9 protein-coding genes are annotated in these 12177 nt (G+C 41.7%); 4 read left to right on the top strand and 5 right to left on the bottom strand.

Going from position 1 to position 12177, the window contains the following annotated elements:
* Nucleotides 1-5 precede the first annotated feature (5 nt).
* The 4 genes from H5163_RS00815 (at nt 6) to H5163_RS00800 (ending at nt 3423) form a co-directional block, all read left to right on the top strand.
* On the top strand, nt 6-521 hold the full coding sequence (locus H5163_RS00815; RefSeq protein ID WP_145234389.1) for an Ig-like domain-containing protein: 516 nt from the start codon (nt 6-8) through the stop codon (nt 519-521).
* Between the two features lie 51 nt (nt 522-572).
* Nucleotides 573-1580: a hypothetical protein gene (locus H5163_RS00810; RefSeq protein WP_182733979.1), complete on the top strand. Its 1008-nt coding sequence runs from the start codon at nt 573-575 to the stop codon at nt 1578-1580.
* Nucleotides 1577-2695 carry a HupE/UreJ family protein gene (locus H5163_RS00805; RefSeq protein ID WP_182733977.1) on the top strand — a complete coding sequence of 373 codons (1119 nt, stop codon included), beginning with the start codon at nt 1577-1579 and terminating at the stop codon, nt 2693-2695. The genes H5163_RS00810 and H5163_RS00805 overlap by 4 nt, the downstream gene beginning before the upstream one ends.
* A gap of 140 nt (nt 2696-2835) precedes the next feature.
* Nucleotides 2836-3423 carry a GNAT family N-acetyltransferase gene (locus tag H5163_RS00800; protein ID WP_182733975.1) on the top strand — a complete coding sequence of 196 codons (588 nt, stop codon included), beginning with the start codon at nt 2836-2838 and terminating at the stop codon, nt 3421-3423.
* Between the two features lie 92 nt (nt 3424-3515).
* Here H5163_RS00800 and H5163_RS00795 read toward each other — a convergent pair whose 3' ends face one another.
* The 5 genes from H5163_RS00795 to H5163_RS00775 all read right to left on the bottom strand — a co-directional run bounded on the left by H5163_RS00795 (nt 3516) and on the right by H5163_RS00775 (nt 12088).
* A complete protein-coding gene (locus tag H5163_RS00795; RefSeq protein ID WP_182730775.1) occupies nt 3516-4130 on the bottom strand; it encodes a TetR/AcrR family transcriptional regulator in 615 nt (204 codons plus the stop codon).
* Nucleotides 4131-4267: 137 nt separating this feature from the next.
* On the bottom strand, nt 4268-5677 hold the full coding sequence (locus H5163_RS00790; RefSeq protein WP_182733974.1) for an efflux transporter outer membrane subunit: 1410 nt from the start codon (nt 5675-5677) through the stop codon (nt 4268-4270).
* On the bottom strand, nt 5677-8808 hold the full coding sequence (locus H5163_RS00785) for an efflux RND transporter permease subunit (RefSeq protein WP_182733972.1): 3132 nt from the start codon (nt 8806-8808) through the stop codon (nt 5677-5679). Before H5163_RS00785 ends, H5163_RS00790 begins: the two co-directional genes overlap by 1 nt.
* Nucleotides 8809-8820: 12 nt before the next feature.
* Nucleotides 8821-9978: an efflux RND transporter periplasmic adaptor subunit gene (locus tag H5163_RS00780; RefSeq protein ID WP_182730778.1), complete on the bottom strand. Its 1158-nt coding sequence runs from the start codon at nt 9976-9978 to the stop codon at nt 8821-8823.
* 409 nt (nt 9979-10387) lie between these two features.
* Nucleotides 10388-12088, bottom strand: a complete 1701-nt coding sequence (locus tag H5163_RS00775; protein WP_182730779.1) for a cyanophycinase — start codon at nt 12086-12088, stop codon at nt 10388-10390.
* Between the last annotated feature and the right edge of the window lie 89 nt (nt 12089-12177).

The raw sequence follows: 12177 nt of genomic DNA, 5'->3' as shown, positions 1-12177 counted from the left end.
CACTCATGCAACATTTTAAATTATCACATCTTGGGTTATTGCTCGCTGCGCTTACACTAAGCGGCTGTAGCAATGATGACGACCATAACACCGTCGAGATACCACCGATGGTAAATAAAGCACCCATAGCAACAGCTGATATGGTAACCACACAAACCGAAGTTGTAATTGAAGACATGCTACAAGGTTCTGATCCTGAAGGAGATACTCTTACCTTCAGTCTGGTTACTGAGCCAATGCTAGGCATGGTAGTGGTTAATAGTGATGGTAGTTACACCTATACGCCGAACCTTGAAACGACTGGCTCTGATAGCTTTACCTTTGCAGTCAGTGATGGGGTAAACAGCCAAGTTACCGCAATGGTTGATATCACTATTGAAGCACTTGAAGTCGATTTTGCACAACTAGGCCGTGCAGCATTTAACCAAGCGGCTACCGATAAGCCACTGAGTGTGAACGGCCGTACATTCACAAATGCGGATGAAAATGCCACATTTGACGATTTGTTAGGTAACAACTAAATCACACAATAAAACTTGCAGGCCATGGATGGCCTTTTTAAGGAGAATGCTATGATCACCCGTGCTTTTACTTACCTTTGTTTATTGATCTCTGTTAATGCAGGGGCTGAACCTTATACGCCAGCAGATGACGAGATCATCGCAAAAGCCCGCGCAATAAATACCGCACACCTTAATCAAGACGAATTAATGACGTTACTGATAAATAGCCAACAAGTAGGTCAAACTGAGCTTCGCCAAGGCTTATTAAAAAACCAGTTACAGCAGCGCTATGCGCAATCTCCCACACCACAAATTGGCTACATGTATGCACGCGTTTTACAACGTGAACATCAATTTTCAGCAGCCTTAGCAATCACCGATGCAGTACTAAAACGCGATCCTAACCATGTTAACACCCATCTATTACGCGCCAATATGCTAATGGTTCAAGGTGACTTTAAAGCCGCCAAACAACAATGCTTAAAACTCTTGGCTCTAACAGCAATGGATGTAATTAATACCTGTACATTTGATGTACTAAGCCAAGACGGTCAATTAGCACAAAGTTATCAAAGTTTAGCAAACAGTATTACAAGTAATAAACAAAGCGATAATACCCGCCATATATTGGCTGAAATGGCACTGAGACTCAATAAACCCAATGAAGCGCTCGCTCATATCCAGTCATTGCCATTAAAAACAGCCCCAGTCAGCCTTGTAGTGTTATGGGCAGATATTTATTTAGCGCAAGGGAATTATCAAAAAGTGCTTAACACTTTGCCCGCACTGGTAAATGAAAAACAAAATTTAGAGGATGCCTTGTTGCTGCGCTTAGCAATTGCAGAGCAACACTACAACGATACCTCGCTGACGCAATGGCAAAATTTAATGGCGCAAAGAGTGGCGCTGCGTGAATTACGCCAAGACAGTTTCCATGCCAGTGATTTAGCTCACTATTATTTAGACATCAATAAACAGCCAGAAAAAGCCCTATACTGGGCAAAAATAAATTGGCAACAAGCCAAGCTTGATGCCGATCAGCAACTACTTACACGTGCACAAGGAGCCTCTTTATGAACGCATTTGTAACTGCGTTTTTTTGTAACCTGTGTTTATTTTTCATGTTGCAAGGAACAGCTCAAGCACACCAATTAAGTACCAGCTATATTAATTTAAACGCAATTGATGACAGCCATTTTACAGGTAGTTGGCAAATCAACGTTGCCGATTTAGAGCAACAGGTGGCGTTTGATTTAAACCAAGATGGGGCTATCGCATGGCATGAGATCAGTGCAAAACATAGCGCCATAAGTGATTTTGTCCTGACCTCACTGACGGTAACATCAGCGGACGAGCAAGTATGTACGCTTACCAGCGACGCTCCGTTGCAACTTGATAGTCATTTTAATCAACCCTATGTGGTTGTTAAATTGCAATTATCCTGCCCAGCTCTGGACACGAACCACAGCGCCATAGCATTTCATTATCAGGCATTTTTCGATACTGATGCCAATCATAAAGCAATTGTCACTATCAATGAACAAACTCGCGTGATGAGTAAAAATAATGCCCTTCAAACTTTTGATTTTACTAAAAGCAATTACCTCACCACTTTTAATCAATATGTTTACCAAGGAGTGCTGCATATTTGGCTCGGACTTGACCATATCTTATTTTTAATTGCATTGTTGCTTACCTGTGTATTAGTAAAAAAATCAGCAAAATGGCAAGGTGTAGAATCAAAAGTCACGATCTTCAAACAAACCGCATGGATAGTTACCGCATTTACTTTGGCGCATTCAATCACTCTGACCGCCACTGCAATGCAATTAGTTACACCTAACAGTCGCTGGGTAGAATTGGGAATCGCTATATCGGTGTTGTTTGCAGCTCTTAACAATATTTGGCCATTAGTTGTGCGTTTAGGTTGGGTCACATTCGCCTTTGGTTTATTGCATGGCATGGGCTTTGCGAGTGTATTAGGTGAATTAGGGCTATCCAGTGACTATCAATTACTCAGCGTGCTAGCATTTAATTTAGGTGTAGAGATAGGCCAACTGGCTATATTAGCAGTTACATTACCAGTCCTTATTTGGGCAAGAAACTATCACTGGTATCAAAAATGGGTGATGCCTGCAGGCTCACTCGCCATCGCAATAATCGCGGTACAGTGGTCAATGGAGCGGATTTGAGTTTATTGATTTATAGCTGAAATCAACAGATTAATTGTAAAATTCAATGTGTAAGTTGCTATCATTGAATCCTTATAGGATCATCTCTATGTACAAAACGTTGAGATATTAAACAATGGCCCTAGGAGTAAGGGAAATATATGCAGTGGTTAAAACCAATGCCATTGGTTGGGCACTTTATAACGCTTGAGGTGTTAAGCTTACATCATATTGATGAATTAAAACATGCGGTGCTTGATGGAGAGTCTTGGAAATTATGGTATGCCAATGTTCCTTCGCCAGAACAAATGCACAGTTATGTTGAGCGGGCAATTATTGAAGCCAAAAACGGCAATAGCGCCTTCGCCGTAAGGTGTAATAGTAGCCATAAAATAGTTGGCACAACTCGATTCTATAACGTAGACGCACAGCATAAGCGCGCATTACTAGGCTACACATGGTATGCCAAGGCTGTACGAAGAAGTCCTGTAAATACTGAATGTAAACTTTTGATGTTGAAGTATTTATTTGATACTCACAATGCCATTGCAGTTGAGTTTAGAACACACTTTTTTAATCAACAGTCGCGAAAGGCAATTGCAAGGCTAGGCGCTAAACAAGATGGTATTTTACGCAGCCATCAAATAACAAGAGATGGATCGATTCGCGATACTGTTGTTTATTCAATTATTGCATCAGAGTGGCCAGCCGTGAAGAATCATTTACTGAACAAACTAAAATATACCTAACTTATAATTTAAGGTATTACGCTTTAAGCCCCAAAATAACGCAGCAAAGAGGATTAAACGACACCTCTTTGCGCTTAAGGCCTCGGCTCTAATTAGAACGGTATGAGCAACACCCGCATTGCCGGGCGAAGCGCTAATAATAGCGTGGCTTTATCAACATGTGGATTCAGGGTTTTACGTATGGTAATCCCATTTATCATTGCAAACATCACTTCGATACGACTTTCAAGTTCAGTTGCACTAAGGTCTTTTATCAAACTGCGTTCACTCAATAAAAGATTTCGCATTTTCTCTCTGGCGTAACAATCAGACTTTCGCAACTGCTCTGCCACTTTATCGTTGCGCGCAGCTTCAGCGAACATCTCTAAATCCAGTGCACCTTGGTTTACATCAGTATGATGATCCACTGCGTGGTCTAAACCATCGAGTAAAATCGTTACTAAGTCACCAGGTTGATCTTCATACTCCTGAAAAATAGAGAACAGTTTTTCCATATCCTGTTCTATAATCGATTCAATGATCGCTTCTTTACTGGCAAAGTAATTGTAAATATGTCCTGCGCTCATCCCTGCGGTCTTTGAGATCTCGGCCATTCCTGCGCCATGATAGCCTTTTCGTCTAAAACAATCGGCCGCAGCACTAAGCACTTGCTCACGGCGTGCTTGCACAAGTGCAGGGTCGGTTTGTCTCTTAGATTTTTCTTTCATAGTAACTCCGAAAAGCACTGCTTTTCTTTAACCTAATAATTATCACTAGCTTATATGCCCTTTGACATCAACTTTGTCGGTTACCACAAAGAACTTAATAAACTAGTGATAAACTATACAATGGCGCAGCCTAATGGCTATTCACTCTGTTGAGCCGATCGTTGCCAACCGCCTCCAACCGCTTTATACAAACTAATTTGGCTCGTAATATAGGCTTTTTTACCGCTAATGAGTTGTTGCCCAGCACTGTACCAATTACGTTGTGCATCCAGCACTTGTAAATAGCTATCGGCGCCTTTTTCGAAGCGAGCTTCAGAGAGTGTAAACGACACTTGATTACTATTATACAGATCTTCAAGCGCACTTAGCTGCTGCATATAGCCTTCCCTATCGGCAAGCGCATCAGAGACTTCTTTAAATGCCTGTTGAATCGTTTGTTCATAGGTTGTTAGCGCAATCTGTTGCTGAGTTTGCGCAACATCTAAGTTTGCTTGATTACGACCCATATTAAATATCGGTATCGTGATCGATGGCATAAAGCTCCAAGTGCCAGTGCCACTTGAAAACAAATTATCTAGATCACTCGACGCACTCCCGGCATTAGCCGTTAAGCTAATACTTGGAAAAAATGCCGCCTTTGCAACACCGATATTAGCGTTAGCAGCTAATAACTGAAACTCTGCTGCTTTAATATCAGGACGTTGTTCAAGTAACTCGGATGGTAAGCCTACAGGCACGGTCGGGAAATTTAGTACTTCATCTAAACTCTCAACAGGTAACAACTGCGCTGAAACCGGCTGACCTACTAATAAATCAAGGGCATTTTTATCACGCTTTAACAAGCGCTGATAGTTAGCAATATCAACTTTTGCGGTGGCTACAGTGCTCTCAATTTGTGCCAACGTTAACTTTGATGCCGCGCCAAGTGCATAGCTTTTTTCGGTTAACGCCAGTGATGCCTGCTGACTTTTTAGGGTTTGCGTAGCAAGCGCTAACTGCTCTTTATCAGCAGCGTAATTTAGCCACGCACTTACCAACTCAGAAATTAAGCTAATTTTTACACTCGTTTGAGTTTGCTCTGACGCGTACAAAGTTTGCAGAGCTTGATCAGATTGATTACGAATTTTGCCCCATATATCGAGCTCATACGCGGTCATTCCCACGGTAGCTTTGTAGCTCTCGCTAATTTGTGCATTACCGGTTGACGTTAAGTCTCCCGGTAAGCGCTGACGCGTGCCCGACGCAGCAAAATCGATTGACGGATATAAGGCAGAGTCTTCTATTTGATAAAGCGCACGAACTTGCTGCACATTAAGTGCGGCAAGTTTAAGGTCTTTATTATGAACTAATGTTTGCTCAATCAAGTGTTGCAGTTTTTCATTCGCAAAAAACTGCTGCCATCTTAAATCAGCTGTATTACCTTGCTCACTCTGTATTGCGTAGCTATCAGGCACCGGCAACACGATATCTTCACGCGGAGGTGCCATTTGGCAAGCACTGAGCACAAATACGCTTAGACTCGCTAAGCTTAACGTTTTGAATGTCATTATGATTGCTCCTGTGACGTTGTTTTAGTTTTGTCTGAGAATGCTCTGCGAACTAAAACAAAAAATAAAGGTACAAAAATAACAACCAGTGACGAGGCGGCAAGTGTTCCACCAATAATTGAAATACCTAATGCATTTTGTGCACCTGAGCCTGCACTTGAGGCGATAGCTAACGGAAGCACACCACACACAAATGCCATTGAAGTCATTAAAATAGGACGTAAGCGAAGTCGCACAGCCGCAATGGCCGAGTCTACTACACTCAAGCCTTCATCCATTTTATGAATCGCAAACTCAACGATTAAAATGGCATTTTTTGACGCTAATCCTATAGTGGTTAATAAACCCACTTGTAAGTAAATATCGTTTGATAAATTACCCATAAAGGCGGCCATAATCGCACCAAAAATACCCAGTGGCACAATCATCATTACTGCAAATGGTACTGACCAACTTTCATAAAGCGCAGCTAAACATAAAAATACAAATAACAGTGATAATCCATATAACAACGGCGCTTGACCGCCACTTGATCGCTCTTGATATGAAATACCGGTCCATTCAGAAGCAATACCTTGTGGTAACTGCTTAACTAAACGCTCCATTTCATCCATGGCTTGACCTGTACTGTAGCCTGGTGCTGCACTGCCTTGAATTTCCATTGCTGAAAAGCCGTTATACCGCTCCAAACGAGGCGAACCATAAGACCAGTAAGAACTAGCAAATGCTGAAAATGGCACCATATCGCCGTTTGTATTACGCACATACCATTTATTTAAGTCCTCAGGCACCATTCGCGCATCGGCTTGACCTTGCAGGTATACTTTTTTAACGCGACCACGGTCGATAAAGTCATTCACATAACTACTACCCCACGCCGTCGAAAGTGTACTATTAATATTACCTTGCGACACACCCAGCGCTTCTGCTTTTGCAAGGTCAATATCCAGCTGTAACTCAGGCATATCTTCTTGCCCATTAGGGCGAACGCCTGCAAGTATTGGACTTTGACTCGCCATACCTAATAACTGATTACGCGCTTTTAATAGCTCATCATGGCCTAAACCAACACGGTCTTGTAAAAACATATTAAAACCATTTGCGGTACCGAGTTCAACAATCGCTGGAGGTGGAAAAGCAAATACAAATGCCTCTTTAATCGTTGAAAAATACCCCATGCCTTTTCCTGCAACGGCTCCCACTGATAGGTCGTCACGTTGGCGCTCATCCCAGTGCTTTAAGCTAACAAAACCAATTGCTGAGTTTTGCCCAGAGCCTGCAAAACTAAAACCCGTTACCGTAAAAATTGAACTAACAGCTTCAGATTGATCTTCTAAATAGTGGTTTTCAACTTTTTTAACCACTTCAAGCGTTTGCTCTGTAGTAGAGCCTGCAGGAAGCATTACTTGGTTAAACAAAATACCTTGGTCTTCATCAGGTAAAAATGCAGTTGGTAAGCTTGAAAAAATAGCCACCATGCCAGCTACAATTAATGCATAGCTTAGTAAGTAACGCTTGGAATGTTTAATCATACGACCAACAAAACCTTGCGCACCTTTATTGGTTTTATCAAAACCACGATTAAAGCCTGAGAAAAAACGACCAATAATGCTACCATCAGTATGTACATGACTAGGCTTTAATAACGTAGCACACAGTGCGGGAGTTAAAATAAGCGCAACCAGTACCGACAGCCCCATCGCCGACACTAAGGTAATAGAGAACTGACGATAAATAACCCCAGTAGAGCCACTAAAGAATGCCATCGGAATAAATACAGCCGACAGCACCATAGCAATACCTACCAGTGCCCCTTTAATTTCATCCATCGATTTTCGCGTTGCTTCAACCGCAGAAAGCTTTTCTTCGGTCATTAAACGTTCAACGTTTTCTACAACAACAATCGCATCATCTACGAGTAAACCAATAGCCAATACCATCGCAAACATCGTGAGGGTATTAATTGAATACCCGAAAGTAAATAGAATACCAAACGTACCTAACAATACGACAGGTACCGCAATGGTTGGGATAATAGTTGCTCTGAAGTTTTGTAAAAATAAGTACATTACAACAAATACCAAAACAACCGCTTCTATTAGGGTGTGCACTACTTTTTCGATTGATAATGCAACAAAAGGAGTGGTGTCATAAGGAACAACCGCCTCTAAGCCCTGTGGAAAAAATGGTTTAAGTTCTTCAAGTGCATCTTTTACACCTTGCGCTGTATCCAAGGCGTTCGCTCCACTGGCTAGCTTCACGCCTAAACCAGATGCTGGTTTGCCGTTGAAGCGCGCAACCACGCCGTAGTTTTCACCACCAAGCTCTACTTTTGCGACATCGACTAAGCGAACTACAGAGCCATCACTGTTGGTTTTAACTAAAATATCTTCAAACTGCTTAGGTGTTTGTAATCGACTTTGCGCGGTAACGGTCGCATTAAGCTGTTGACCTGCTATCGCCGGCATTCCACCAAGTTGACCTGCAGATACCTGTGCATTTTGCGCTTTTATCGCCGCAGATATATCCGCTGGTGTTAGTTTATAGCTTTGTAACTTAGCCGGATCGAGCCAAATACGCATTGCATATTGAGAGCCAAACAATTGTACTTCGCCCACCCCATCAACACGCGCTACAATATCTTGCACGTTTGATGACACATAATCACCAATGTCAATATTGGTCATGCTACCATCTTGCGACACAAAACCCACTACCAGTAAAAAGCTAGATGATGACTTAGCAACAACAACACCTTGGCGTTGTACTTCTTCAGGTAACAACGGCGTAGCTGTTGCTAGCTTATTTTGTACTTGTACTTGTGCAATATCAGGGTCAGTTTCTGCATCAAACGTCAGTGTCAGTGTTGCTGTACCACTGGATTCAGAAGTTGATGACATATACAACAAGCCATCTAAACCTTTCATTTTTTGTTCAATAACTTGGGTTACTGAATCTTCAAGTGTGCGTGCTGACGCACCAGGATAACTTGCGCTAATAGTAATGGCTGGCGGCGCAATTGAAGGATACTGCGCTACAGGCAAGCTCCTTATTGCAAGTATTCCAGCCAACATAACAACAATGGCCAGAACCCATGCAAAAATTGGCCTATCGATAAAAAATCTCGACATTAAAATACTCCGTTATTGAGTTTTAGTAGCTGACTCGGCAGGCACTGCATTAACAGGTGCGCCCGGTGCTATTTTTTGTAAACCTTCAACAATTAGTTGATCGCCGTCGTTCAAGCCACTTGTCACTAACCAGTTAGCACCTACTGTACGGTCAGTTTTTAATACTCGCGCTTCAACAGTATTATCTTTACTCACCACCATAGCTGTAGGCTCACCTTTGCTATTACGACTAACACCGCGTTGCGGCACTAAAATAGCATTAGACTTAACACCTTCAACAACCACAGCTCTGACGTACATACCTGGTAATAGTAGCTTTTCAGGGTTTGGAAATTTGGCGCGTAACGTTACTGAGCCAGTACCTGGATCTACAGTTACTTCAGAAAACTGCAAAGTGCCAGTGTGCGGATACACAGAGCCATCCTCCATAGTGAGTTCAACCTTTGATTGCGCAGTAAGATCTTTATCAAGCTCACCATTAGCAATCGCTTTTTTCAAACGAGTCAACTCACTACTTGATTGGGTAAGGTCAATATAAATTGGGTCAAGCTGAGTGACGGTTGCTAATACGGTTGCTTGATTAGCACTTACCAAAGCACCTACGGTCACGTTCGATTTGCCAATTTGACCACTAATAGGTGATGAAACCTTACTATAGTTAAGATTGATCTGTGCGGTTTTAAGCTGCGCTTGAGCTGTTAATAAATCAGCCTGCGCGCCTTTATAACTTGCGTCTGCTTCATCAAAATCTTGTTGACTGACTGCTTTTATTGCTAGTAACTCAGCATAACGATCTGATTTAGCTTTTGCATTAGCAATGCTTGCTTGTGCCTTACTAATAGCAGCTTTACTACTTGCTACTTGCGCATCGAATGTAGCTGGGTCGATTTGATATAAAGCCTGACCTTTTTTGACTTCAGCACCTTGAGTGAATAAACGTGATTGAATGATACCGCTTACCTGAGGACGAATTTGCGCCACTTGAGACGCAGTTACTCGCCCTGGAAGCTCCTTAGTAAGTGTTAATGGTTGGCTTTTTAATGTAATTACGCCAACAGGAGCTGGCTGCGCAGCAGGCGCATTCGCCTGCTGAGTTTGATCGCAACCGGATAAAGCAACTGCACTTGCCAAAGCGGTGACAGTAAAAAGAACGACGCGAGAACGCTGCATGTTAACTACCCTTAATTTAGAATGAACGATCATTCTAAATTAAATTATTACATTTTCCAATGTTAATTGAGAATTATTTTTAAAAGATCTAAGAGCATGTAAAGTGATGTAAAAAGACTTGACGGTGAGCTAAAAAACAGAACAACTCGATTGCTAATTGCAGGTACAAAAAGAGTTAATTTTATCTTTAATGAGCATAACAATGCAGCTGCAGTAAATATTAAAAATAGTCATTTTGTACGTCTGGAACGAAAAGCGACACAGCAAGCAGATGTTCAATCATCGGTTGTGAGATTTGAGGGGAAATGGGTAGCTAATATATCCAAATTGGTGTTGTTGACAATTTAACACATTACTTTGTCATTTAAAGAAGAGCTACTGTGAGTAACAGTAGCTCTACATCAAAGCATCATTGAATCGTCGTAATATTAACGCTAAGTCGTTCAATTGCACAGCCATAACTGCTTGGACTTATTCTCTGATACTGGGTATTTTTGCTGGCATTTAAAGTCACTATAAACTCATCTTGCTGACCTACCGCTGACTGCTCATTAGTTAAACACATTGCCTGAGTAAGCGAGCGCAATTTAGCATCGGTGAGTATGTTATTGAAACGCTGCATTGGCAAAGGTGGTATTTTGATTGCAGGCAAAGCACTGTCTATAGTACGTTGGCTTAATTGGTACCCTTGGGGTGTTACATCTATAATTGCACCAGCTGGCCAAAATGAATAATCAAAACTGTATTTATCTTTGCCCTTATTTAAATGCACTACCCCATGCTTACCTAACACTGTCACAATCGTACTCAGTTGTGATTTTATGATCACCAAGGCTGTCGTTTCATCAACACCAAAGCCATACTGTTGCCCTGTTTTTGCAAGCAATGTCGCTAAACGCACAGTGCGATTTCGCTCACTAAAATGGGTGTCAACTATACCTGCACTAAAGCTGCCCAGCCCACCATTAGTTTGATAGGTTAATGTATCTGCGCTTAGCCCTTGATTACAATCATCTTCACAACGTTCACTCGGTGCAGAAACTGCGTGCGCACCATCGCGCAATGCAGCTAAACTAGTGCCATTAGTGATCATCGCAACACTACCAAACTGGTTACTGCCACCACTTTGAATGGCTGTGCCTGCACTTGTACCTACCAATAGCGGACGTGAACGTATAGCATTGGTCCATGGATAAGGCTTGCCCGTACCATCAAATAACACTTTTCGAGTTAAACTTTGATCGCCACCGTTGAGCATAATACCTGTTGCAGATTCGATTTTTGCAACTAAATTATCAACACCCGCGTCGCATAGTTGTTGCTCAGCTTGAATACGGTCAGGATAGATTTTGTGGCGATTAAACACCTGCATGTTTTGCTGGCGAAATTGCGCTAGCTTTTCACATTGCCCAGTTGTGATTGCTTGCGCTAATGCCGGAGTTAATGCCAGCCATGAACTTTTAATACGATCAAAATCCAGTAAGCCTTCGTAAAAGTCAGCCGATTCATAAGGGTCGCGACTCGATGCTGTGATAGCTAATAAGCTCGGCTGTTTACTATTTACTTTAGCTGTTGCAGAAATAAAATTAACTATATCATTAGCAGCCGGCTCATTATTTTGTTTACTTTGCACCGTTTCTTTTATGCGCTGGCCTTTAGCATCAACAACCGCCACTTCCAGCATATCAGTGACAAAGTTATATTCTCGATCAGTTAAATTATTGAGCGAGCGGCTATCTAAATCCCGCCAAGCCCATAGCAAAGACCCTTTATCGATAAGATTAGGCTGTTGCTTGGCAATTTTTGATAAAACCCGCAAGGTTTCATTGCGGTTATTAGTACTATCATCAGGCCATTGGCTTTTTATTTCTTTTAGTGCTTTGCCCGTCAATTGAAATTGATTCGCTTTTTTTCCTATTAATGATGTTTTTTCAATGCAATTTTTAGGACTTAAACTTGAACAAGTCGTTAATGCGCCACCAATTAACAGCAAGGTTTGCTCAGTTTGATTTGCAGATATATTCGCCGAAAAAGCGGTCATTACCAGTGTAAAAGCAGCAAAAAAACCACATTTAGGGCTCTTTGCAAGATGTTCCCGAAAGTTTTCCATAATGTTATACTCATGTAAAAAATGATAAAAAATAGCTTGCAGTAAAACTTTATGCTTGCTATAAAAATAAGGAACTTTTAAATCGCGAG

The organism is Pseudoalteromonas sp. SG44-8, assembly GCF_014164125.1.
Lineage (GTDB): Bacteria > Pseudomonadota > Gammaproteobacteria > Enterobacterales > Alteromonadaceae > Pseudoalteromonas > Pseudoalteromonas rhizosphaerae.
The sequence above is the reverse complement of the archived record's forward strand: the minus strand, read 5'-3'. Positions and strand labels throughout refer to the sequence as shown.

Excerpts from the sequence above, each read along its gene's own strand:
- H5163_RS00800 (WP_182733975.1), top strand. The coding sequence starts at position 2,836 with ATGCAGTGGTTAAAACCAATGCCATTGGTTGGGCACTTTATAACGCTT.
- H5163_RS00815 (WP_145234389.1), top strand. The coding sequence starts at position 6 with ATGCAACATTTTAAATTATCACATCTTGGGTTATTGCTCGCTGCGCTT.
- H5163_RS00785 (WP_182733972.1), bottom strand. The coding sequence starts at position 8,808 with ATGTCGAGATTTTTTATCGATAGGCCAATTTTTGCATGGGTTCTGGCC.
- H5163_RS00810 (WP_182733979.1), top strand. The coding sequence starts at position 573 with ATGATCACCCGTGCTTTTACTTACCTTTGTTTATTGATCTCTGTTAAT.
- H5163_RS00805 (WP_182733977.1), top strand. The coding sequence starts at position 1,577 with ATGAACGCATTTGTAACTGCGTTTTTTTGTAACCTGTGTTTATTTTTC.
- H5163_RS00775 (WP_182730779.1), bottom strand. The coding sequence starts at position 12,088 with ATGGAAAACTTTCGGGAACATCTTGCAAAGAGCCCTAAATGTGGTTTT.
- H5163_RS00795 (WP_182730775.1), bottom strand. The coding sequence starts at position 4,130 with ATGAAAGAAAAATCTAAGAGACAAACCGACCCTGCACTTGTGCAAGCA.
- H5163_RS00790 (WP_182733974.1), bottom strand. The coding sequence starts at position 5,677 with ATGACATTCAAAACGTTAAGCTTAGCGAGTCTAAGCGTATTTGTGCTC.
- H5163_RS00780 (WP_182730778.1), bottom strand. The coding sequence starts at position 9,978 with ATGCAGCGTTCTCGCGTCGTTCTTTTTACTGTCACCGCTTTGGCAAGT.